Raw genomic sequence first — 24,700 nt, 5'->3', positions numbered from 1 at the left:
CTTAAATATTAAGGTACCTGTCTAAGTATTGAGACCGGTCACTAAGTTTTTTATTGAAGCTGTCTTCCTGGTGTTCAGATATAATGGTGTATCCATATCTTCTGAATGTTTGAAGGATTTCATTGAGCCCCGTGGTGCTAAGTTTAATTGTAATTCGGGTTAGATCGTTAGATTTCGAAGAAACGAAAATTCCAAGAACACCCGCATTATGGGATTCTACAATTTGTCCAATTTCTGAAAAGGAATAATCTCTGAAACCTTTTTCTACCACAATAATTCCACCCGGTTCATTTAAAAATGGAGTTTCGTTGAATAAAGTTATAATATCGGTTAATTCAAGATAGCCCAAATATTGATTTTCATCGTTCAGTACCGGTAGAATGTTACTGTGGTTCTGAGCAAAACTCTCTAAAATATCCAGCCAATAGTCATGCTCTCGGGCAAAAAAACCTTCAAGCGCATATTGGTAGTCCAGTAGCTTTTTATCCTTTTCAAAGGAACGAACATCATTTTCTGAAATACACCCTAAATAAACCCCATTATTCTCTACTGGTAGGTGGGAATAGGTAAGCTTATTGAAAAGCTGTTGCAGCTCCTCGATACGGGTGTCTAGGCTGCATATTTTAATATCATTAATTATATAACTTTCAATACTCATAAGTCCTCTTCATTTTTATGCAAATTAATCAAAATAAAATTCAATAAGGCTTCCTCATCTTTGTATTTTTGTTAATTCAAAGCCAAATAAATATGACTAAGTTAAGTGTTAACATCAATAAAATAGCCACTTTAAGAAATGCCCGAGGGGGAGATGTGCCAAATTTAGTACAGGTTACTAAAGATATAGAATCTTTTGGAGCTCAAGGAATTACAGTGCATCCCCGCCCGGATGAGCGCCATATACGCTATCAGGATGTTTTTGATTTGAAACCTATAATTACGACCGAATTCAATATAGAGGGAAATCCAATTCCCAAATTCATTGATTTGGTATTAAAGTCTAAGCCAGATCAGGTTACTTTAGTGCCAGATGCAGTAGATGCTATAACCTCTAATGCAGGATGGGATACTGTGAAAAATAGAGGGTTTTTACAAGAGGTGATAACCGAGTTTAAGAATAATGGAATTAGAACCTCTATTTTTGTGGACCCTAGTCTTAAGATGATCGAAAATGCTGTTCATACAGGAACAGACAGGATAGAGCTTTATACCGAAGCATATGCTGAAGAATTTGCCAAAGGGAATAAAGAGGCTGTGAAGATTTATGCTGATTGTGCTAAACTGGCTACCAAGTTTGGTATAGGGGTTAATGCAGGGCATGATCTATCATTAGATAACATACAATATTTTAAGGAACAGGTGCCAGATTTGTTGGAAGTCTCCATTGGGCATGCTCTTATATCGGAAGCCTTATATTTAGGACTGGAAACAACTATTAAAAAATATTTGAAATTATTACAAGCATGATAAAATTACACGCAACGGTGTTGGGTGAGGGAAAACCATTTTTGATTCTACATGGTTTTTTGGGAATGAGTGATAACTGGAAAACCTTAGGGAATAAATTTTCTGAAGCCGGCTATCAGGTTCATTTGCTAGATCAGCGCAATCATGGTAGGAGTCCTCATACTTCAGAAATGACATATGAGTTGATGGCTCAGGATATTCAAGATTACTGCTTGGAAAACAAGCTCGAAGATGTCATTCTTCTTGGTCATTCTATGGGTGGTAAGGTTGCTATGCAGGTGGCGGGCAGTTTTCCAGAGCTTATCTCCAAACTTATAATTGTTGATATAGGACCTAGATATTACTCGCCTCATCATCATGAGATTCTGGACGGTTTAACCAAACTGGATAAACAATCCCTTTCTTCTCGTGGAGAAGCGGAAGATTTTCTTGCTCAATTTGTTTCGGATGTAGGAACAAGAATGTTCCTACTTAAAAACCTTTATTGGAAATCTAAAGGGCAACTTGCCTTACGTTTAAATTTGGAAGTTTTAAAAGAAGCTTCAGAAAATATAGGAGAGGCGCTTAGCGAAGACATCCGATTTGATAAACCTGTCCTCTTTATTAAAGGAGGAAATTCCAATTATATAAATAAGGAGGACGAACCTCTTATTCAACTTCACTTCCCAAATTCCGAAATACTTACTATCTCAGGAGCAGGTCATTGGCTACATGCTGAAAAAATGAGCAATTTTTATGACAATGTAATACAGTTTCTTTAGGTAACCGCTTGTTATATTATGTACGCATAATAAAAACACGAAGATTCTTGCATAATATGTATTTTATGCTAATTTTAGCACCATATTTTATATAAAAGAAATTTAAACCAAATTTAATTATGAAAAAACTATTATTGTTGATGGTGTTCACTTTGGCAACTGTTGTTACCTACGCCGGTGGATATCGTGTGAGTTTGCAGGGGCAGCGTGCGCTAGCTATGGGGCATACCGGAGTTGCGGTTGTAAATAGTGCTGAGCTTGGCTTCTTTAACCCGGCCGGTCTTGTTTATCTTGAAAACAGATTAAATGTGTCTGCAGGTGTGAGTGGAGTGTTTTCAGATGTAATATACCAAAATGATGAGTTTGGTAATAGTTATAGAACAGATAACCCTGTGGGAACTCCTCTATATTTATATGCTTCTTATAAAGTAAACGATTGGTTAGCGCTAGGTTTGAGTGTTTACACTCCTTATGGTAGCGCAGTGAAGTGGGAAGACGACTGGTCTGGATCTCACCTAGTAAACAATATAGATCTTGCTGCTATATATGTACAGCCTTTAGTATCTGTTAAATTATCTAAATACCTAAGCGTAGGTGGTGGGCCAATATTTGTAACTGGAAGCGTTAATTTCAATAGAAATTTGAACCGAACTCTTTCTGATATTGATGGGAATAGAAGTAATGTAACAGTAGACGCTTCAGGAGTAACTAACTGGGGATGGTCTGCAAGTGCATTGTTCTCTCCAACAGAAGACCTAAGAGTAGGATTCAACTATCGTTCAGAAATTATTTTGGATGCAGAAGGTGGAGAAGCAGATTTTCAAAACATCCCTAATTCACCATTAACTCCTTTCGCCGATACTAAGTTCAATGCTTCTTTACCAATGCCTGCAGAACTAACTGTTGGATTATCTTATAGATTCTTAGATAAATGGTTGTTTGCATTCGATTATAATCAAACCTTCTGGAGCGTTTATGAATCTTTAGATTTAGATTTCGCAGATCCGAATATTCCTGATTCTACAAACCCTAGAAATTATAAAGATTCTTCTATCTATAGATTTGGTTTACAATATGAAGCTACCAGCAGATTTACTTTGAGAGCTGGATATTATTTTGATGAATCACCAGTTCAGGAAGGCTATTTCGCTCCAGAAACACCTCGTAACGATTCTAACAATTTTACCGGTGGACTTTCATTCAATATAACCGATAACCTTGCTATCGATGCTGCGTTCCTTTATTCTAGATTTGAAGAGGTTGACGCTTCATACGATTATTACCAGGAAAATGGGCAGGCAGTGCCTTTCGAAGGAACTTACAAGTCTAGTGCCTTTGTGCCTGGTCTAGGATTAACTTATAAATTATAATATAACCCAGCTTATAATATGAAAAATTATTTAAAACTATTACCACTTCTGGCATTAGGAATTGTATCCTGTGAGCCTGAATTAGATACCCCAATTGATGAGTCTGGTTTTTACACAAATGGAGAAGCCGATTTCTCAAACTACGTTGCCTTAGGAAATTCATTAACAGCCGGGTATGCTGATGGGGCTCTATATATTACAGGACAAGTAAACTCTTATCCAAATATCATGGCGCAGCAATTTGCTAAAGTGCAAGAAACTCAAATGTTCAATCAACCTCTTATGGCCGATAATGCTGGAGGTCTTTTAGCGGGAGGAACTCAAATAACCGATAATCGTAGAGTTCTGGCTGTAGGAACAAACGGAAGTCCTGCTCCAATGATTTATACCGGAATGCAACCTACAACCGATATTACCAACGTTCTTTCAGGACCATTCGGAAATATGGGAGTGCCTGGTGCAAAAAGTTTTCATTTGGTGACTCCAAATTATGGAGATATTAGTGGGGTTGCCGCAGGATCGGCTAATCCATATTTTGTTCGATTTGCTTCATCACCAGGAACTACTGTTCTTGCAGATGCCGTAGCGCAAAATCCAACCTTCTTTTCTTTGTTCATAGGTAATAACGATGTACTTTCCTACGCTACTTCTGGTGGTGTAGGGGTAGACCAAACAGGAAATATGAATCCTGCTTCATACGGACCAAATGATATTACCGATCCACAGGTTTTTGCTGGTGCATATTCTCAAATGGTTACTGCTTTAGTTGGAACAGGCGCCGATGGAGCTTTGGTTAATCTTCCAGATGTGACTTCTATTCCATTTTTTACAACGGTGCCAAATAATGCCTTGGTTCTGGATGCTCCAACAGCAGCAAGTTTAACAGGTTTTTTCCAAGCAGTAGCAGGTATTTTTGCTCAGGGAGCTATTCAGCAAGGAGCTTCTCCTGAACAAGCACAGGCATTAGCGGCTCAGTATGCAATTACTTTTAATGCTGGACCAAACAGATTTTTAATAGATGTTCCTGTAAGTCCAACAAATCCTCTTGGGTTTAGACAAATGACAGAGCAGGAATTATTGGTGCTCACAATCAATCAAACTAATTTAGCTCAGGGGTATGGCTCTGTTGTGTTAACGCCAGAAGTTATGCAGGTAATAGGTTTGCTTCAAGCAGGACAATCAATTACACCAGAACAAGGTCAGTTAGTACTTGGTGCGGTTAGTGGGATAGACGATAAAGATGCGTTAGATACTCAGGAACTTACAGCTATTTCAACAGCTCAGGCTAGTTACAATGCTACAATTAAAGCATTAGCTACTGCTAATGGTTTGGCTTTTGTAGATGCTCAGGCTGTACTTAAGCAAGTGGCTACAGGTGGAGTTGTTTTTGATGGTGGAACTTTAACTTCTCAGTTCGTAACTGGTGGAGCTTTTTCTTTAGATGGAGTGCATCCAACACCTAGAGGTTATGCATTACTGGCTAATGCTTTAATTGAATCTATTAATCAAACATATAACGCCACAGTTCCAAAGGTTAACATTGGAACATATGGTACCGTAACACTTAATAATGAAGTGCAATAATTAATACTGCAATTAGGCTTGTGTTAGATTAAATTGCATTATTAATTATATCATAAAATGTAAAACGCCGGATTTATTCCGGTGTTTTTTTTGCATTTTTGTGGACTAACCAATCAAAAAACCAGGAGTATGAAATTTATTGTACGCATCCTTTTAACCGCTTTGGCAGTAGTGTTACTAGCCAAATTTTTACCAGGTGTTACCGTTGCCGGATATGTAACTGCCATAATTGTTGCAATTGTTCTGGCAATTTTGAACTTAATTGTAAAACCTATTTTAGTCCTGTTTACTTTACCGGTCACAATTCTCACCTTAGGCTTATTTCTTTTGGTGATAAACGCTGTAATAATTTTATTGGCTGATGCCTTTATAGCCGGCTTTGCGGTAGATGGTTTTTGGGTAGCTCTAATTTTTAGCTTATTGCTTTCTCTGTTTCAGGCGATTTTATTTTCGCTTCTCGATTCAGATTAGGAGGTTGCTGAAATTCAGGGTTTTGAAACTTTGCCAACAATCAAAAAATGTGTACTTTTGCACACCAATTTTTATAACACGTTAAGATGAATATTACCAGAGAGAATATTGATGAATTGAATGCGATAGTTAAAGTCGATATCGCAAAGGATGATTATAGCGGAAACGTTGATAAGATATTAAAAGATTACCGTAAGAATGCAAATATCCCAGGATTTAGAAAAGGACATGTTCCTATGGGAATGGTGCAAAAACAGTACGGGAAAGCTGTCCTGGTAGACGAGGTGAATAAATTGTTGCAGGATGCTCTTAATAAATATTTGACCGAAGAGAAATTGGACGTGCTTGGAAATCCACTTCCAAAAGAGCAGGAAAATTTCGATTGGAATCAAGAGAATTACAGTTTTGAATTTGAATTGGGTCTTTCTCCACAATTCGATGTGAATTTAGAAACTAAAAAGCCAATTACTCATTATAATATTGTTGCTGGTGAAAAAATGATCGACGACCAAGTGAAGCATATTCAAAAGCAATACGGAAAGCTGGTTTCTAAAGATGTAGCTGAAGAAGGTGATGTGGTAGCAGGAACTTTCAAAAATGAAGAAGAAGAAATTGAAAATCAAACTTCTTTTTCTTTAGACAAATTGAAAGGAAAGAAGAATTTGAACAAATTTGTTGGTGCTAAAGTAGGAGATACTGTAAGTCTTAATACAAAAGGTTTGTTTGAAGATGATCATCAATTAATGGAATTGTTAAAAGTAGAACACGATAAAGCTCATGGTCTTGACGTTGAGGTTGAATTCATTATCTCTGAAATTAATACTCAGGAATTGGCTGAATTGAATCAGGAGTTGTTTGATAAACTTTTCCCTAATCAAGAAGTGAAATCTGTTGATGATCTTAAAGAAAAGATCAAAGAAGATGCAGCTAAACAATTTAAACAACAAAGCGATCAGCAGTTGTTAAATGATGTTACTGAAGCTTTAATAGAAAACAACGAGTTTGACCTTCCAAAGGAATTTCTTCAAAAATGGATTCAAACAGTGGGTGAGAAGCCGTTAACTGAAGATGAGGCAAAAGAAGAATATGACAAAAGCGAAAAAGGTTTACGTTTTCAATTAATTGAAGGGAAATTGATCTCTGAAAATGATCTTCAGGTTAAATTTGAAGAATTGAAATCTTTTTCAACCGATAGAATTAAAGAGCAAATGGCTCAATTTGGCCAAATGGATCCTTCACAAAAAGAATTAGACGATATCGCTGCACGCGTGCTATCTAACCAAGATGAAGTTAAGCGTTTGTCTGAACAAATGATGAACGAAAAACTTCTAGGATTCTACAAAGAGAACATTAAATTAGAAGAGAAAGAAGTTACTTACGAAGACTTTGTTAAAGAGATCTACAAGTAGTCTTTCTTAAATTTTATATATATCTTTAAGGCGTTAAACCATTTGGAATAACGCCTTATTTACTTAAAATAGAGAATTTATAAAGCTATGGATTACGGAAAAGAATTTGAAAAATATGCAACTCAGCATCACGGGATAAATAGCAATTACTACGATAAGATTATTAGTAGTATGACGCCTATGGGAATGACTCCTAATATTATTGAGGAGCGCCAAATGAATGCTGTTGCAATGGACGTGTTTTCGCGTTTAATGATGGACAGAATCATCTTTTTAGGAACTGGAATTAATGACCAGATAGCAAATATTATACAAGCGCAGTTGCTTTTTCTAGAAAGTACCGATGCTTCAAAAGATATCCAGATCTATATTAATTCTCCCGGAGGAAGTGTTTATGCCGGGTTAGGGATCTATGATACTATGCAATTTATTAAGCCTGACGTAGCCACTATTTGTACAGGAATGGCTGCTTCTATGGGGGCTGTGTTATTGTGTGCAGGAGCAAAAGGAAAAAGAAGCGGTTTGCCACATTCTAGAGTGATGATTCACCAACCTATGGGAGGGGCTCAAGGACAGGCGAGTGATATCGAGATCACTGCTCGTGAAATACTAAGTCTTAAGAAAGAATTATACGATATTTTGGCAAAACACTCGGGGCAAACCTATGAGAAGATTGAAGAAGATAGCGATCGTGATTTCTGGATGAAGGCTGATAGAGCAAAAGAGTATGGAATGATCGATGAAGTGCTTACAAGAGAAGGAAAATAATTACAATTTGGTATTCAGATTTTATACCCTATTATTAGAACTGATTAATTGAATTTGAAAGAATAGTAATGGCGAAAGATGATTTAGAATGTTCCTTTTGCGGAAGGAAAAAACCAGAAACAGACCTGTTAATTGCTGGATTAGATGCACATATTTGTGATAAATGTATAGAGCAAGCTCATGGAATTGTTCTGGAAGAATCTAAGCAAGGAGAAGCCAGGGAATTGTCGGCAGATCTTATGTTAAGTAAGCCCAAGGCAATTAAAACCTTTTTGGATGAATATATTATTGGACAGGAAGCAACCAAGAAAGTAATGTCTGTAGCGGTTTATAACCACTATAAGCGTTTGTTGCAACCTAAAAGTGAAGATGATATTGAGATCCAAAAGAGTAATATTATCATGGTGGGAGAAACAGGGACAGGTAAAACCTTAATGGCTAAAACTATCTCTAAAATGTTGAATGTTCCTTTAGCAATTGTGGATGCCACAGTACTTACTGAAGCTGGTTATGTAGGAGAAGACGTAGAAGGGATACTAACTAAACTTTTGCAGGCAGCAGATTATAATGTTGAAAAAGCACAACGCGGTATTGTTTTTATTGATGAAATAGATAAGATAGCTCGTAAAAGTGATAATCCATCTATTACAAGAGATGTCTCTGGAGAGGGTGTTCAACAAGCTTTGCTTAAATTATTGGAAGGGACTACCGTGAACGTTCCCCCAAAAGGAGGACGTAAACATCCAGATCAAAAGTTTATTGAGGTTGATACTGAAAATATCCTTTTTATTGCCGGAGGTGCTTTTGATGGTATAGAAAGAAACATCAGCAAGCGTTTAAACATGCAGGCAGTTGGTTTTAGTGCTTCTAAAAGTGATGATGAGGTAGAACGAAATAACTTATTAAAATATGTTATTCCGAAGGATTTAAAAGACTATGGATTAATTCCGGAAATAATTGGAAGGCTCCCTGCGCTTACTTATATGAATCCTTTGGATAGAGAAACTCTAAGAGCTATTTTAACAGAGCCTAAGAATGCTATTATCAAACAGTACCAAAAGTTGTTTGAAATGGATGATATCTCTTTTGAAATTACCGATGAAGCGCTTAATTTCATTGTAGATCGTGCAATCGAGTATAAATTAGGAGCAAGGGGGTTAAGGTCTCTATGTGAAGCTATTTTAACCGATGCTATGTTTGAATTGCCAGAGAGTGAAGAAACAAAATTGAAGGTAACGAGAGAATATGTAGAGCATCAGCTTGATAAATCTATAATAAGCAAATTGAAAGCAGTTTCTTAAATACTGTTCATATATAAATAAACTATTAAAGCCATTCAAATTTATTTTGAGTGGCTTTTTTTAATGGATTATGAAATTGCAATTCTATAAAAAATTAAAGCAAGTGAATAAGAAAAAAGCCTTTATTATGATTGTAGTATTTGTGGTTATCTTCATTCTAATTAGTGAATTAATCGCCTTATGGGAACATTATAATTATTAGAAGGGATTAAAGTGATGTATAAATAAAAAACCCGCTTCTAATGAAGCGGGTTTTTATTAATTTAATGAAACGGGTTCATCAGTATATTTATAATGGTTTATCCATTACATCATTCCTGGCATACCTCCGCCCATTCCGGCTGGCATTCCACCTCCGGCATTATCTTCTTTAATGTCGATTAAAGCACATTCAGTAGTAAGGATCATCCCTGATACAGAAGCTGCATTCTCAAGAGCGATTCTTGTTACTTTTTTAGGATCGATGATCCCTGCTTTCAACATATCTACATAAGTATCTGATTTAGCATCATAACCAAAGTCATTTTTGCCCTCTAATACTTTATTGATTACTACCGAACCTTCACCGCCTGCATTTTCAACAATGGTACGTAATGGAGACTCAATAGCTTTATTCACTATTTGAATTCCGGTTGCTTGGTCGGCATTTTCAGCTTTAAGGCTTTCAAGAACTTTTTTAGCTCTTACAAGTGCAACACCACCTCCGGCAACAATACCTTCTTCAATTGCAGCTCTGGTTGCGTTTAAAGCATCATCAACTCTATCCTTCTTCTCTTTCATTTCAACTTCTGAAGCAGCACCAACATAAAGTACGGCAACTCCACCTGCTAACTTAGCAAGTCTTTCCTGAAGTTTTTCTTTATCGTAATCTGAAGTAGTAGATTCTATTTGAGCTTTAATTTGATTAACGCGGTCTTTAATAGCTTCGTTATCCCCAGCTCCGTTCACAATAGTCGTATTGTCTTTATCGATAGCCACTTTCTCGGCAGTACCTAACATATCGATAGTAGCATTTTCAAGAGAGAAACCTCTTTCTTCAGAAATTACAGTACCACCAGTTAAGATTGCAATATCTTCTAACATTGCTTTTCTTCTGTCTCCAAAACCTGGAGCTTTTACAGCTGCAATTTTAAGAGAACCACGAAGTTTGTTCACTACAAGAGTGGCAAGTGCTTCTCCATCTACATCTTCAGCAATAATTAAAAGAGGTTTTCCTGATTGAGCAACAGGCTCTAATACTGGAAGTAAATCTTTCATAGAAGAAATCTTCTTGTCGAAAAGTAAGATATACGGATCTTCAAGATCTGAAGTCATTTTCTCACTATTAGTTACGAAGTAAGGAGAAAGATATCCACGGTCAAACTGCATTCCTTCCACTACATCAACATGAGTTTCAGTTCCTTTAGCTTCTTCAACAGTAATTACACCATCTTTTCCAACTTTTTGGAAAGCTTGTGCTATCAATTCACCAATATGGTCATCATTATTGGCAGAAATTGAAGCTACTTGTTTTATTTTTTCTGAAGAGTTTCCAACTTCTGTACTTTGCTTCGCAAGATTTTCAGTGATAGCTTCCACAGCTCTATCGATACCACGTTTCAAATCCATAGGATTTGCTCCCGCAGCAACGTTCTTTAATCCTTCTTTTACAATTGCTTGAGCTAAAACTGTTGCAGTAGTAGTTCCATCTCCGGCAAGATCATTGGTTTTAGAAGCAACTTCTTTTACCATTTGAGCTCCCATATTTTCTAATGGATCTTCCAATTCTATTTCTTTCGCTACACTCACACCATCTTTAGTAACTGTTGGTGCACCAAATGATTTGCTTATAATTACATTTCTTCCTTTAGGTCCTAAAGTAACTTTTACAGCATTTGCCAATGCATCTACTCCGCGCTTAATTCCGTCGCGAGCTTCAAGATTGAATTTTATGTCTTTTGCCATGTTTATTTTTTTAAATTCAGCTTAGCTAAAAGGCTTTGCTGAAGAATAATTATTAATTTTAAATAAGAATAATTTTAAGCTGTGTGAAACAACTTGAATTATTTATACAATCGCTAAAATATCGTCTTCTCTCATGATAAGATAGTCTTTCCCGTCCAGTTTAAGTTCGGTACCTGCATATTTACCATAAAGTACTTCGTCACCAACCTTTACGGTCATGTCGTGATCTTTAGTTCCTTTTCCTACGGCTACTACGCTCCCTTTTTGAGGTTTTTCTTTAGCAGTTTCAGGAATGTAAATACCTGAGGCAGTTTTTGTCTCGGCTGCAGCAGGCTCAATGAGTACCCTGTCTGATAGAGGTTTAATGTTTAAAGCCATTTGTGTAATGTATTTTAGTTAATTAATTTAATAAGTATGTTGGCTAAGTGACCAAAAGTATGCCACTCGCTAATTACTGACATATTTAAATAGAAAATGCCAGCTTGTCATAAGCTGGCATTTGAATATGTTTTAAGAAAAAAACTACTGGTTGTCCGGAGTTTCGCTCTGTGGTTGTGCTGGTGTTTGAGTAGCTTCAGGAACAGCAGTTTCAATAGAGTTATCTATAACTCTAGATTCTGCAGCAGATCCTCCACCCATAATAGTAACGTTAGATAATAATATCAATACTAATAAAAGGGTTGCTAGCGTCCAGGTACTTTTGTCTAAAAAGTCGGTAGTTTTTTTAACTCCTCCTAATTGTTGACCACCACCTCCGCCGAAAGAGGATGAAAGTCCTCCACCTTTAGGGTTTTGTACCATAATTACTACAATTAGTAAAAATGCTACAATTACTATCAATGCTAAAAAAATTGTGAACGTGCTCATTCTTGTCCTGTGTTATTTTCTTGTAATTTCTTAATTGCCCGAATTTGGTCTGCAAAGAAACCACTTTTTTCGGGATTTTTCAAAATTAAAATTTTATAAGCTTGTATTGCTTTTTTATAGTTGTTCTGCTCTAAATAAACCCTGGCTAAAGTCTCTGTCATAAGGGCTTCGGGTGGGGTAGTACGGTCTTTTGCTATGTTGACGGTACCCGAGGATTTTCCCGGTTTTATTTTCGGACTTTTTGAAATAAAGTCGTCAATAAGCTCAAATTTGCGGACTTTCTCCGGGTTGGGGTTTAGATCTTCTTCAGGTGTTCTTTCTATGGGTTTTGCCTTGGTAAGTTTTAACCATTGAGAAAAGGAATGAGCTTCAGAAGCGTCGAATTCGAGTGGGGTGCCAATTTCTTTAAATTCAGGTTCTTCCAGTCTTCTTTCGGCTTGAATTTCTTCTTTTTCCTCAGGCTTATTGGAAATAGGGCGTTCAAATAAGTCCGGATCCATCACTTGATCAGATTCGGTTTTCTTCATTTTAATAGCATCATCTATAGCGATGCTTCTTCTTCCAAAGACTTCCTCGGGCTCAAAAACGGTAATGTTTCTTAATAATTCCTCCTGTTTTTTAATTTGAAGTGCTACTTTATCCTGGTTGAAATCGGCAGAAGTAATAAAATCAAATAACACACTACGGTCTTGTGTGTAGGCAGCTGTCTTTTTTAACTCTGAATTATAACGGGAACTACTTTCATTGTGTAATCCTTTTAGGAACATCGCCCGTGCTGCTTGAAAATAAGGATGCTTTTGAAGGATGTTTTCCAGTTGCTGGGTTTCCTTATAACCAATTGGGTTGGAACTTTCAAACAGTTGTATAAGTTCTTGTGATGTCATTACCAATTTGTAAGAGAAGCATTAAAAATATCTTGAGTGATTCTGGTAAATATTTCTTCCAAAGCCGTGTCAAGTACAGGACCCACAAGTTGAGCGGTAGCCGGATAGTCATAGTAAAAGGAGAATATCTTTTCAAAATCCTTTTCTGTATTCAAGGTGTCGTAATAACGCACATTTATTCTTATAGTAAGCCTGTTTTGAGCAGCGGTATTATCGGCAGTTGCTGTAATAGGGGAAACGTAATAATCTACTATCTCGCCCTCATATATTAAGTCACCTCCAGAATTCGTTAGACTTAAATTGGTTTGATTTTGAATAAGGTCCTGCAATTGCAAGGTAAATGTTCGGTCTATTCCGGGTTCTACAATATCGGCAGTGTTTTGAAAATAATTTACCTGAAAGGTAGATGCGCCTCCGGTATCGGCTCCTGTAAACGAGTAAATTCCGCAGGATTGAAAACTCAATATAATAATGCTTAATAATAGAAGGTGCAGTTTTTTCATAAGCTAACACTTTTTATAAGTGCGATATTATTTAATTAAAGATTGTATTGCTTTATTTTTCGATACAGTGTACGTTCGCTTATACCAAGTTCTTCTGCAGCATTCTTTCGTTTCCCATTATGGCGTTCTAAAGATTTTTTGATAAGCTCTAGTTCCTTGTCTTGTAACGAGAGTGTTTCCTCTTCTTCAATTTCTTCTGCAAAATAATACTTGTCTTCTTTTTCTTGCTGCTGATTTTGAGCTATTTGAAGCACTTCTAATTTTTCTTCTTCAATATCTTCAGCATCCTCACTATCTTCATCGCCATATATTTTTTGAATAAGGCTTTCATGCTCTTCCTGAACTTTTTGATGATTTCCACTTTCCATCAGTTCCATAGTGAGCTTCTTAAGGTCATTAAGATCACTCTTCATATCAAACAGAACTTTATATAAAATTTCTCTTTCATTGCTGAAGTCTCCTTCTTTTTTCTTTTCAGAAATTACAGCAGGAAGGTTGCTTCCCATATCCGGAAGGTACACTTTTAAACCTTTTGCATTGATAACCCGCTCCTGTTCTAAAACCGAGATTTGTTCAGCAATATTTCTAAGCTGACGAATATTTCCACTCCATCTGTAGTTTTGAAGTGCTTCGACCGCATCATCTTCTAATCGAATAGTAGGCATTTTATATTTCAAGGCAAAATCGGCTGCAAACTTTCTAAAAAGGAGATGAATGTCATCCTTTCGTTCTCTCAATGGAGGTAAGTTAATATCGATAGTGCTTAATCGGTAATAAAGATCTTCCCGAAATTTATTCTTCTTTATAGCTTCAAACATATTTATGTTGGTTGCCGCTACAATACGCACATTGGTTTTTTGAACTTTTGAAGAACCTACTTTTATAAATTCTCCGTTTTCTAATACCCGAAGTAATCGTACTTGTGTAGTTAAAGGTAATTCTCCTACTTCATCTAAAAAGATGGTACCGCCATCGGCAACTTCAAAATACCCGCTTCGTGTTTGCGTAGCACCTGTAAAAGCGCCCTTTTCATGACCAAAAAGTTCACTGTCTATAGTTCCTTCAGGGATTGCACCACAGTTTACGGCTATATACTTTCCATGTTTTCTATGGGAAAGTGCATGAATGATCTTTGGAATACTTTCTTTTCCCACTCCACTTTCTCCTGTAACTAAAACAGAAATATCTGTTGGAGCAACTTGAATTGCTTTTTCTACCGCTCGATTGAGTTTGGGGTCATTCCCAATAATTCCAAAGCGTTGTTTTATTGCCTGAACTGATTCCATGATATAGTATTTATCAAGTGGTATTAATTATTTTCACTGTAACCCAATGCTTTTCCTCTAAGGGTTGCACTGGTACAATCTTCTATTTTAACATTTACAAAATCTCCAATCTTGTAATCTCCTTTAGGGAAAACAGCTACGGTGTTTTGCGAAATTCTGCCACTCCATTCCTCTGGAGATTTTTTAGATTCTCTTTCTACAAGAACCTCTACGGTTTTTCCAATGAATTGTTGAGTTCTATATAAACTATGTTTGCGCTGTAGGCTCACCACCTCTGCTAAGCGGCGCTTTTTTACCTCTAATGGAATGTCATCTTCATATTTATTACCAGCCAAAGTTCCCGGTCTGGTAGAGTAGGCATACATGAACCCAAAATCATATTTCACATACTCCATCAAAGAAAGTGTGTCCTCATGATCTTCTTCAGTTTCGCTACAAAATCCGGTAATCATGTCTTGAGAGATAGAGCAGTCTGGAATTAACTTTCTGATATTATCTATCAGCTCAAAATACTCTTCTCTGGTGTGCAACCTGTTCATCTTTTTCAGGATTCTATTACTTCCACTTTGAACGGGTAAATGAATATGGTTACAAATATTGTTATGTGCAGCCATAACCTCTATAACTTCCAGCGTCATATCTTGTGGATTGGAAGTAGAGAAACGAATTCGCATTTTTGGATTAGCTTCAGCAACCATTTTAAGTAAATCGGTAAACGAGGTTGCAGTAGCTTTTTGCATTTCTGAAGCTTTGCTAAAATCTTTCTTGAGTCCGCCACCATACCATAAATAGCTATCTACATTTTGCCCTAGTAGCGTAATCTCTTTGTAGCCTTTTACAGCCAGATCGTTCACTTCCTCCAGGATACTTTGAGGGTCTCTACTGCGTTCGCGCCCTCTTGTAAAAGGTACTACGCAAAAAGTACACATGTTGTCACAACCGCGAGTAATGGACACAAAAGCCGAGATGCCGTTGCTTTGAAGTCGCACTGGAGAAATATCTCCGTAGGTCTCTTCTTTAGATAAAATGACATTTACGGCATTTCGGCCTTCTTCAACTTCACTTATTAAATTAGGAAGATCTTTATAAGCATCGGGGCCTACTACTAGATCTACTATTTTTTCTTCTTCTAGGAATTTGCTTTTAAGGCGTTCGGCCATACATCCCAATACACCAACCTTCATTTTTGGGTTCAGGCGTTTTACGGCGTTATACTTTTCAAGACGCTTACGAACCGTTTGTTCAGCTTTATCTCTAATAGAGCAGGTGTTCACTAAAACAAGATCGGCATCTTCTAAATTATTGGTGGTATCGTAACCTTGATTTTGAAGTATGGAAGCAACAACTTCACTATCGCTAAAGTTCATTTGGCAACCATAACTTTCAATGAATAACTTTTTGCTATTGCCTGCTTTAGGCTCTAATTCTAATGTATTTCCTTGTAATTTTTCTTCTATTATCTTCTCCATAATACATTTTATACCTAAGGGTAGTTTAGCTTGCAAAGATAGCTTTTAATGAAATTGTGACAAAGTGACAGCTTAAATATTTAAAGACATTTTACTACAAGAAAGGGGATTTTTCCTTATTTCTACAGCATATTTAAAAATTGCTATACTTTTGCAGGAAGAAAAAAAAGATTTATGGCAAAGAATTTAGTGATTGTAGAGTCCCCGGCCAAAGCAAAAACCATCGAAAAATTTTTAGGTAAAGATTATACGGTAATGTCCAGTTTTGGGCACATTGCAGATCTTCCTACCAAGGAATTAGGAGTGGATACCGAGGGGGATTTTACGCCTAAATATATCGTTTCTAAAGATAAAAAAGATGTAGTAAGTAAACTGAAACGTCAAGCGAAAGGAGCAGAGATGGTTTGGTTAGCGAGTGATGAGGACCGGGAGGGAGAAGCAATTGCATGGCATCTTGCTGAAGAATTACATCTTGATAAAGATAAAACGAAGCGTATCGTTTTTCATGAGATTACAAAATCAGCCATTTTAAAAGCTATAGAGAATCCAAGGGATATCAATTATAATTTGGTGAATGCGCAACAGGCTAGAAGAGTTTTAGACAGGCTTGTTGGGTATGAACTTTCTCCTGTGTTATGGAGAAAGGTTAAAGGCGGGCTTTCTGCGGGACGCGTACAATCGGTTTCGGTTAGATTAATTGTGGAACGTGAGCGCGAGATTCAAGATTTTGTGTCGGATGCCTCTTTTAGAATAGATGCTGAATTTACCAATGAAGAAGGGAAATCATTTAAGGCGAAACTGCCAAAGAATTTTGATACGAAAGAAGAAGCAGAGAAATTTCTCCAGCAAAATATAGGAGCAAATTTCAAAGTGACAGATTTGGCAACCAAGCCCGCTAAAAAATCGCCTGCACCACCATTTACTACATCTACCTTACAACAAGAGGCATCAAGAAAATTGTATTTTTCGGTAAGTAAGACCATGACTATGGCTCAGCGTTTATACGAAGCCGGTCATATTACTTATATGAGAACCGATAGTGTAAACCTGTCGGATGATGCCAGAAAAGGCGCGAAAGATGAAATTCTGAAAGCTTATGGTGATAAATATGCTAAATCTAGACAGTTTAAGGGGAAAGCAAAAGGTGCACAGGAAGCTCACGAAGCTATTCGTCCTACTAATTTTGAGAACCATACTGTAAATGCCGATAGAGATGAGCAACGCTTATATGAGTTAATTTGGAAGCGGGCTATTGCTTCGCAAATGAGTGATGCGCAGTTGGAGCGAACCAATGTTAAAATTGAAGCCAATAATCATGATAAGCAGTTTACTGCAAATGGAGAGGTTTTAAAATTTGATGGGTTCTTAAAAGTGTATCTTGAAGGAAGTGACGATGAAGAAGAAGAACAGGAAGGAATGTTGCCTGCATTAAGAGTGAACGAAGCTCTTGAGAATAAATATATCACCGCAACAGAGCGATTTACACGACCTCCTTACAGGTATACAGAAGCTTCTTTGGTTAAAAAACTTGAAGAGCTTGGTATTGGTAGACCTTCTACCTATGCGCCAACAATTTCTACTATTCAAAATAGAAATTATATAGAAAAAGGTTCTGTAGACGGGATTGAAAGGAAGTATGCCCAACTTACTTTAAAGAAGGATAAAGTTTCAGAAAAAGCTCTTACCGAAACAGTGGGAAGCGATAAAGGGAAATTGGTTCCTACGGCGGTAGGTCAGGTGGTGAATGACTTCTTGGTAATGCATTTTGCTAATATTTTAGATTACAACTTTACTGCCAAGGTGGAGCAAAGTTTTGATGATATAGCAGAAGGGAATGAGGAGTGGACAAAAATGATGAAAGATTTTTATTCAGATTTTCATCCTCAGGTGTTGGATGTGGCAAAAAATGCAGAAAGAGAAGTAGGGGAGCGTATCTTGGGTGAAGATCCGGAAACGGGAAAACCGGTAAGTGTACGACTTGGGAAATTTGGGCCAATGGTGCAAATTGGTTCTGTTGAAGATGATGAAAAGCCACGATTTGCTGGTTTAAGTCCAGATCAAACCCTAGATTCTATTACATATGAAGAAGCGATGGATCTATTCCAGCTGCCTAAGGAAATTGGCGAGTGGGAAGGTGAAAAAGTTGAGGTAAATAATGGAAGGTTTGGCCCTTATGTTCGTTATGGGAAGAAATATGTTTCCTTAGATAAGGGTGAAGATCCATTAAGTGTAGATTTTGAGCGTGCTTTAGAACTTATTGAAGCTAAAGAGAAAGCTGATGCTCCCATTTATGAGTTTGACGGAAAGCCGGTTCAAAAGGGCGTTGGTCGATTTGGGCCTTACTTGAAATGGAATTCTATTTTCATTAATGTAAATAAAAAATACGATTTCGATAATCTTTCAGATACCGATATAGAAGAGCTTATTGAAGATAAGATCAGGAAAGAGAAAGAAAAAGTTCTGCATAACTGGGAAGAAGAAGGAATTAGAGTAGAAAAAGCTCGATGGGGAAGGTCTAATATTATAAAAGGGAAGACGAAGATAGAACTTCCTAAAACCGTTGATGCTACTAAGCTAACCTTAGGTGAGGTACAGGATATACTGGAAAAAAATACCAAGAAAAAACCAGCTAAGAAAAAAACTGCGGCGAAAAAACCTGCAGCTAAAAAGAAAACACCTGCTAAGAAAACAACTTCAAAGAAAACTACCCCAAAAAAGAAGTAATTGATGGATTTTGAATTTTTAAGCCCTTTAGATTCAGAGCTAATTGAGGAGATTAAATCAGATAACTCGCATAGTCTTGCGGGGCAGGTTGCATTTCATTCTTTGGCTTCAGGGATACCCGATCTTGAAAATGTACAGGTCGCTTTGGTTTCTGTAAATGAGAACCGATTAGCGAAGGATGGAAAGGATGAATTTTTGCATTTCAACAAGATTAGAAAGGCATTTTATAGTTTATTTCCGGGAAATTGGCATCTCAATATTGCAGATTTGGGCAGTATTGAAAAAGGGGCGAGTGTAGAAGATACCTATTTCGCTTTGCAAACTTTGATTGCTTCTTTGCTTAAGAAGAAAGTAATACCAGTTATATTAGGGGGAAGTCAGGATTTGATCTATGCACAATACCGAGCTTACGATAGGATTGAACAAATGGTTAATCTTGTAAACGTGGATAGTAAGTTTGACCTGGGGGATGCAGAAAAGCCAATTAATAATAGGTCGTATATTGGGAAGATTGTGGTGAATAAACCATATAATCTTTTTAATTATTCCAGTGTAGGCTATCAAACATATTTTAATTCACAGGATGAAATTGAGTTGATGGAGCGTTTATTCTTTGATGCTTACAGATTGGGGGGGGTTTCTGGTAATATAAGCCATATAGAACCTGTAATGCGAGACGCAAATTTGGTAGGAATCGATTTGGGTGCTATCAATGCGGCAGCTATTGGAGGAGACCATTATTTTTCTCCTAACGGTTTTGATGGAAAGGAGATTTGCGCTTTGGCCAGATATGCCGGTATAAGCGATAAAGTGTCGTCTTTTGGGATTTACGAATACACCTCTTCCTACCCTAAAGCAGGTAATATGCTTATTGCCCAGATGATATGGTATTTTATTGAAGGGGTTAATTACAGGACTGATGAGAATACAAAAAGTGCCAAAAAACATTTTATAAAATATCAAGTTCCTATAGAAGATGAGGTCTTGGTGTTTTTTAAAAGCCCGGTTAGCGGGAGGTGGTGGATAGAAATTCCTTTTATCTCATCCGCGAATAATAAATTAAAGAGGCATACGTTATTACCTTGCAGAGAAGAGGATTATATTGATGCGTGTAATCAAATTATTCCGGAACGTTGGTATAAAACAAAGAGAAAGAACGAACTTTAAAAATAATATTGACATAAGCTTGATTTGCCTTATTTTTACGCAAACTATTGTTTTTTATAAAATATTTAGATAGGTTTACCGCCTAAATCAAAATGTCATAACCCGAGAGATATTATGAAGAAATTTATTTCGCTTATTGCAGTTCTTACGATGCTTGTTAGTTGTAGTAGTGGAGATCGTGGGCAGTTAGTAGGTGCAAAAGGAAAGAAGTGGAATCCTGAGAAACCATATGGGATGACGTTAATTCCGGGTGGCGCTTTTATAATGGGAAAAGCTGATGATGATTTAGCCGATTCAAAAAATGCACCTCCCAAAACTGTAACAGTTCGTTCGTTTTATATGGATGAAACTGAAATCACCAATGCTGAATATCGCCAATTTACCAACTGGGTACGCGATTCTATAGTTAGAACCAGACTCGCTATTGAGGCAGATTTTGAAGGCGCTACAGCAGGTGATGATGGAATTGGTGAGTATGCCTTTTTAGATTCCGATCCGGAAAACATGACGGTTTATGAGAAATATATGTATGATAATTATACCCAATTCTCTGAAGATTATCAAGGTAGAAAACTTAATAAGGATATAGATATCATTTGGGATACAAGAGATTATCCAGACGAAGCCTACGCGCGTGTTATGGATAGTATGTACATTCCTTTGGAAGAATCATATAACGGTCAGCGAACTATAGACGTGAAAAAGTTAAAGTTCAAATACCGTTGGATGGACATTCAGAAGGCAGCTCGTTCAAAAGCGCAAAAGCGTAGCGATTTTATCGTAACCGAAGAGGTTTCTGTTTACCCAGATACTGCTGTTTGGATTAAGGATTTTAATTATTCTTATAATGAACCAATGCATAATGATTATTACTGGCATACTGCCTTTGATGATTATCCGGTAGTTGGAGTAAGTTGGAAACAAGCTAAAGCTTTTACACAGTGGAGAACTCTTTATCAAAATTCTTTTAGAAAATCTAAAGGTGATGAAAACGTTCCTTCTTATAGATTGCCAACCGAGGCAGAATGGGAGTATGCTGCTCGTGGAGGTTTACAGTCTGCTACCTATCCTTGGGGAGGACCATATGCAAAGAACGATCGAGGTTGTTTTATGGCCAACTTTAAGCCTTTAAGAGGAGATTACGCGGCAGATCAGGCTTTATATACCGTTGAAGCAAAATCTTATGATCCTAATGATTATAATTTGTATAATATGGCAGGGAATGTAGCAGAATGGGTGAATTCATCTTACGATCCTTCATCATATGAATATATGTCTTCTATGAACCCAACTGTTAATAACGAAGATGACCTTCGTAAAGTGGTTCGTGGCGGATCCTGGAAAGATGTTGCTTATTTCTTACAAGTGAGTACCAGAGATTATGAATATGCAGATACAGCAAGAAGTTATATAGGTTTCAGAACAGTTCAGGATTATCTTGGAACAGATGTTACTCTAAATCAACCTCCTAAATAATTATCCCATTTTTTAATAACCTATTTAACAAACCAACAAACTAATATTTTAAAATTATGGCAAACTCAAAGAATAGAATGAAGATCATGAACATGGTGTATGGTTTAGGAGCCGCAGTAGTTATACTTGGGGCACTTTTCAAAATTATGCACTGGCCATTTGGTAATGCGATGTTAATTATTGGATTATGTACCGAGGCACTGGTATTTACAATTTCTGCATTCGAACCAGTGGATGATGAGTTGGATTGGTCTTTAGTATACCCAGAACTTGCAGGAGGCACTGCAGCACAGAGACAAGCTGTATTAGAGGAGTCAAAGGAAACAGAAGCCTCATTATCTAAGAAATTGGATACTATGTTGAAAGAAGCGAAGATAGACGCTAACTTGATGGAAAGTTTAGGGACCAGCATTCGTAATTTCGAAGGGGCGGCAAAAGGAATTGCTCCTACGGTTGATGCAATGGCTTCACAAAGAAAATACAGTGAAGAACTTACAATGGCTGCTGCTCAAATGGAAACATTGAATAATTTATATAAAGTTCAGGTAGAATCTGCAGCAAAACAGGCAGAGATCAATAGTGAAGTTGCTGAAAATGCCGGTCGTTTAAACCAGCAAATGGGATCACTTGCTGCTAATCTTTCATCTTTAAATGGAGTTTACGGTGGTATGTTAACTGCTATGAATGGTAGAGCCCTATAATAATTAGTTGTAATGACTATTGAACTTACTAATATAACTTAAACTAATTATACATGGCGTCTGGAAAACAATCACCAAGACAGAAGATGATAAACCTGATGTACTTGGTTTTCATTGCAATGTTGGCTTTAAATATGTCCAAGGAAGTACTTACTGCCTTTGGATTAATGAATGAAAAATTAACCGAATCTAATGCAACTACTACTCAAAGAAATTTGGCTTTTATGGCTGGTTTGGATGAGAAAGTAGGTGAACAGCCTGCTAAATATGCGCCTTTAAAGGAAAAAGCTGAAAAAATAGACAAACTTTCTTCTGATTTTAATGCTTATCTTGAAAGTATTAAATCTGAATTATTAGCTGATGTTTCGGATAAAGAAGAATATGAAGAGATGGATAAGTCCAACCAGTTGGATGAAATGTTTTTTCAGAGTGGAAGAGTAAGTCCTAAGGGGGAAGAGTTTTTAGGAAAGATGGCTGCCTATAGAGACGGTGTAGTTACTGTTTTGGGTGATGCTCCTAACTTTAAATCAATCTCTGATAAGGTAAAGAGCGAATTTGCTACTGAGCCGGTTAAAAGAGAAGGTGCTAACATAGAATGGCTTAAATATCATTATGAAGGATATCCTTTAGTAGCTTCTATAACCAAACTGACACAAACTCAAGCAGATGTTAAAACTACAGAGAGTGAAATACTTTCTGCAATGTTATCAGGTCAGTTACAAAGTGAGGTTTCACTTACTAACTATGAAGCTATTGTTGTGCCGGATAAGACGGCTTTCTTCAGTGGAGAGAATTTCAAAGGAAAAGTTGTTTTAGGACGTGTAGATAAGACATTGAAATTTGACAATGTTGTTGTAAATGGTAAAAAAGTTGAAAGCAATGAGGCTGGTCAGGTTGTATTGGACTTCCCGGCAGGAAATGTTGGAGAACAAAAAATAAACGGAGAGATCCAATTCAAAGAAGGGGATTCAATCGTGAAAATCCCGATTGCAAGTTCTTTCGCTGTGATTCCTAAACCTAATTCTGCTGTAATTTCTGCAGATAAAATGAACGTAGTGTATCGTGGTGTTAAAAACCCGATGACAATATCGATTCCCGGAGTTGGAGCTGTTTCAGCTAATGCTCCTGGACTTTCTCCTGCTGGTGGTGCCGGTGCATATGTTATGGATGTAACAACTTTGCAAGCACGTGAAGTTACTATTAATGTAAGCGGAAATTTACCGGGAGGTGAAACAGTTTCAGATAGAAAAACCTTTAGAGTTAAAGATATTCCAAGACCGGTTGGTACGGTTCGTGGGGAAGATGGAGCAGTTAAAATGCAACGTAATAGCCTTGAGGTTTCTGATATAGGTGCGGCACTCCCAGACTTTGATTTTGATTTGGCTTTAACTGTAACTGGATTTAGCTTTAAAGTTTCAGGACAGCCAACTGTAAAAGTTAATGGAAGAAGACTTGACGCTTCAGCTAAAGCAGCATTAAGGCGTGCAGGAAGAGGTGAAACTGTTCAAATTTATGACATAGAAGCACAATTAGCTACAAACTCAGGATATAAGCTTAAAAAAGTTTCTCCTGTATTTGTGGAGTTAACAAACTAATAAATTCAATACAATGAAGTGGAATCAATTTTTAACCGGTGTATTCGGATTTCTTTTAACTATCTCATCTTATGGGCAATCTAACGTATTGAACGCTAAGTCGCCAGAGGATATAGGTAAATTATCTGATGCCGAGTTAAAAGTAAAAAAGGAAAGCAAGCCATTAGCATATGGCTATGTGGATGAAAGGGATATATTGTGGTCTAAAAATACGTGGGAGATAGTTGATCTTGATGAAAGAGTTAATTTTCCAATGTACTATCCAATAGATACTAATAATATTGGTTCTAATAGAAGATCTTTATATGATGTTCTTATGAACGGTATTAAAAGTGGGAAGATTAAAAATATTTATGCAGATTCTTACTTTAATGGTAAGCGTACTTTAAATGACATTAGTGCAGCTATTTCTAAGGTTGATACTACCGATTTGGGGATTGAACAGTACAATGCCGGAGAAGAGATCGATCAGCAATTTATAGATAGAAGAGATCTTACCTCGGCTGATATAGCTGAATATCATATTCGTGGAATGTGGTATTTTGATAAACGTCAGGCAGAACTTAAGTACAGATTATTAGGAATTGCTCCTGTGGCTCCCGATGTTAACTTTATCGATGATGAGAATCCTGATATGGTTGAATTGTTTTGGGTGTGGTTCCCAGATGCAAGGGAAGTGCTTTACGAGGCTGAAGCATTTAACGGAGGAAACACCTCACAATCTATCACTTTTGATCATTTGTTGAATTCCAGAAGATTTAATGCAGTAATCTATAAAGAAGATAACGTGCAGGGCGATAGAGAGGTTAACGATTATATTAATGAAAATGCCTTTATGCAGCTATTGGAATCAGAGCGTATTAAAGAGCGTATCAGGAATTTTGAACAAGATATGTGGAATTACTAATTCTCACTTCTTAAAATATAAAATTAAAACGCTCCTACTTTGGGAG

At 36.9% G+C, this 24,700-nt stretch carries 22 protein-coding genes; 14 read left to right on the top strand and 8 right to left on the bottom strand.

What is annotated here, in order from left to right:
- Position 1 precedes the first annotated feature (1 nt).
- On the bottom strand, positions 2 to 658 hold the full coding sequence (locus tag L1I30_RS00555) for a CBS domain-containing protein (RefSeq protein WP_236132299.1): 657 nt from the start codon (positions 656 to 658) through the stop codon (positions 2 to 4).
- Between the two features lie 92 nt (positions 659 to 750).
- Between L1I30_RS00555 and L1I30_RS00550 the strand changes: the two genes are divergently transcribed.
- The 8 genes from L1I30_RS00550 (at position 751) to clpX (ending at position 9,131) form a co-directional block, all read left to right on the top strand.
- Entirely contained in the window at positions 751 to 1,467 is a 717-nt protein-coding gene (locus tag L1I30_RS00550) for a pyridoxine 5'-phosphate synthase (RefSeq protein WP_236132298.1), read from the top strand.
- Positions 1,464 to 2,228 (top strand): alpha/beta fold hydrolase, encoded by a 765-nt coding sequence (locus tag L1I30_RS00545; protein ID WP_236132297.1) that lies wholly within the window; start codon positions 1,464 to 1,466, stop codon positions 2,226 to 2,228. Before L1I30_RS00550 ends, L1I30_RS00545 begins: the two co-directional genes overlap by 4 nt.
- A 119-nt stretch (positions 2,229 to 2,347) precedes the next feature.
- Entirely contained in the window at positions 2,348 to 3,598 is a 1,251-nt protein-coding gene (locus L1I30_RS00540) for an OmpP1/FadL family transporter (RefSeq protein ID WP_236132296.1), read from the top strand.
- An 18-nt stretch (positions 3,599 to 3,616) separates the two neighbouring features.
- Positions 3,617 to 5,182, top strand: a complete 1,566-nt coding sequence (locus L1I30_RS00535) for an SGNH/GDSL hydrolase family protein (protein WP_236132295.1) — start codon at positions 3,617 to 3,619, stop codon at positions 5,180 to 5,182.
- Between the two features lie 129 nt (positions 5,183 to 5,311).
- On the top strand, positions 5,312 to 5,653 hold the full coding sequence (locus L1I30_RS00530) for a phage holin family protein (RefSeq protein WP_236132294.1): 342 nt from the start codon (positions 5,312 to 5,314) through the stop codon (positions 5,651 to 5,653).
- An 86-nt stretch (positions 5,654 to 5,739) separates the two neighbouring features.
- On the top strand, positions 5,740 to 7,062 hold the full coding sequence (gene tig, locus L1I30_RS00525) for a trigger factor (protein ID WP_236132293.1): 1,323 nt from the start codon (positions 5,740 to 5,742) through the stop codon (positions 7,060 to 7,062).
- An 87-nt stretch (positions 7,063 to 7,149) separates the two neighbouring features.
- Positions 7,150 to 7,830, top strand: a complete 681-nt coding sequence (clpP, locus tag L1I30_RS00520) for an ATP-dependent Clp endopeptidase proteolytic subunit ClpP (RefSeq protein ID WP_236132292.1) — start codon at positions 7,150 to 7,152, stop codon at positions 7,828 to 7,830.
- A gap of 68 nt (positions 7,831 to 7,898) precedes the next feature.
- On the top strand, positions 7,899 to 9,131 hold the full coding sequence (clpX, locus tag L1I30_RS00515; protein WP_236132291.1) for an ATP-dependent Clp protease ATP-binding subunit ClpX: 1,233 nt from the start codon (positions 7,899 to 7,901) through the stop codon (positions 9,129 to 9,131).
- A gap of 306 nt (positions 9,132 to 9,437) precedes the next feature.
- Here the strand turns inward: clpX and groL are convergent, their stop codons facing one another.
- From groL to miaB, 7 genes are all read right to left on the bottom strand, one after another.
- Positions 9,438 to 11,075: a chaperonin GroEL gene (groL, locus tag L1I30_RS00510; RefSeq protein WP_236132290.1), complete on the bottom strand. Its 1,638-nt coding sequence runs from the start codon at positions 11,073 to 11,075 to the stop codon at positions 9,438 to 9,440.
- A gap of 102 nt (positions 11,076 to 11,177) precedes the next feature.
- Positions 11,178 to 11,453, bottom strand: coding sequence for a co-chaperone GroES (locus L1I30_RS00505; protein WP_236132289.1), 276 nt, complete (start codon positions 11,451 to 11,453; stop codon positions 11,178 to 11,180).
- Between the two features lie 144 nt (positions 11,454 to 11,597).
- Positions 11,598 to 11,942: a preprotein translocase subunit SecG gene (gene secG, locus L1I30_RS00500; RefSeq protein ID WP_236132288.1), complete on the bottom strand. Its 345-nt coding sequence runs from the start codon at positions 11,940 to 11,942 to the stop codon at positions 11,598 to 11,600.
- Entirely contained in the window at positions 11,939 to 12,826 is an 888-nt protein-coding gene (locus L1I30_RS00495; RefSeq protein WP_236132287.1) for a DUF8458 domain-containing protein, read from the bottom strand. The genes secG and L1I30_RS00495 overlap by 4 nt, the downstream gene beginning before the upstream one ends.
- Positions 12,826 to 13,329, bottom strand: coding sequence for an LptE family protein (locus L1I30_RS00490; RefSeq protein WP_236132286.1), 504 nt, complete (start codon positions 13,327 to 13,329; stop codon positions 12,826 to 12,828). The genes L1I30_RS00495 and L1I30_RS00490 overlap by 1 nt, the downstream gene beginning before the upstream one ends.
- A 35-nt stretch (positions 13,330 to 13,364) precedes the next feature.
- Positions 13,365 to 14,615: a sigma-54 interaction domain-containing protein gene (locus L1I30_RS00485; protein ID WP_236132285.1), complete on the bottom strand. Its 1,251-nt coding sequence runs from the start codon at positions 14,613 to 14,615 to the stop codon at positions 13,365 to 13,367.
- Positions 14,616 to 14,638: 23 nt separating this feature from the next.
- Complete coding sequence (gene miaB / locus L1I30_RS00480; RefSeq protein ID WP_236132284.1) at positions 14,639 to 16,084, bottom strand: tRNA (N6-isopentenyl adenosine(37)-C2)-methylthiotransferase MiaB; 1,446 nt, start codon at positions 16,082 to 16,084, stop codon at positions 14,639 to 14,641.
- Between the two features lie 174 nt (positions 16,085 to 16,258).
- On the opposite strand from miaB, the gene topA reads away from it, so the two are divergent.
- The 6 genes from topA (at position 16,259) to porN (ending at position 24,654) form a co-directional block, all read left to right on the top strand.
- Positions 16,259 to 18,808 (top strand): type I DNA topoisomerase, encoded by a 2,550-nt coding sequence (gene topA, locus L1I30_RS00475; protein ID WP_236132283.1) that lies wholly within the window; start codon positions 16,259 to 16,261, stop codon positions 18,806 to 18,808.
- 3 nt (positions 18,809 to 18,811) lie between these two features.
- Positions 18,812 to 19,975 carry a formimidoylglutamase gene (locus tag L1I30_RS00470; RefSeq protein WP_236132282.1) on the top strand — a complete coding sequence of 388 codons (1,164 nt, stop codon included), beginning with the start codon at positions 18,812 to 18,814 and terminating at the stop codon, positions 19,973 to 19,975.
- A 114-nt stretch (positions 19,976 to 20,089) separates the two neighbouring features.
- Positions 20,090 to 21,451: a T9SS ring complex lipoprotein PorK/GldK gene (gene porK / locus L1I30_RS00465; protein ID WP_236132281.1), complete on the top strand. Its 1,362-nt coding sequence runs from the start codon at positions 20,090 to 20,092 to the stop codon at positions 21,449 to 21,451.
- A gap of 56 nt (positions 21,452 to 21,507) precedes the next feature.
- Positions 21,508 to 22,152 carry a type IX secretion system motor protein PorL/GldL gene (porL, locus tag L1I30_RS00460; protein ID WP_236132280.1) on the top strand — a complete coding sequence of 215 codons (645 nt, stop codon included), beginning with the start codon at positions 21,508 to 21,510 and terminating at the stop codon, positions 22,150 to 22,152.
- Between the two features lie 53 nt (positions 22,153 to 22,205).
- Complete coding sequence (gene porM / locus L1I30_RS00455) at positions 22,206 to 23,747, top strand: type IX secretion system motor protein PorM/GldM (RefSeq protein ID WP_236132279.1); 1,542 nt, start codon at positions 22,206 to 22,208, stop codon at positions 23,745 to 23,747.
- Positions 23,748 to 23,760: 13 nt separating this feature from the next.
- Positions 23,761 to 24,654 carry a type IX secretion system ring subunit PorN/GldN gene (gene porN, locus L1I30_RS00450; protein WP_236132278.1) on the top strand — a complete coding sequence of 298 codons (894 nt, stop codon included), beginning with the start codon at positions 23,761 to 23,763 and terminating at the stop codon, positions 24,652 to 24,654.
- Positions 24,655 to 24,700 lie beyond the last annotated feature (46 nt).

The organism is Gillisia lutea, assembly GCF_021568705.1.
GTDB lineage: Bacteria > Bacteroidota > Bacteroidia > Flavobacteriales > Flavobacteriaceae > Gillisia > Gillisia lutea.
Note: the sequence above shows the minus strand (reverse complement) of the source record. Positions and strands in the feature narration are given on the sequence as shown.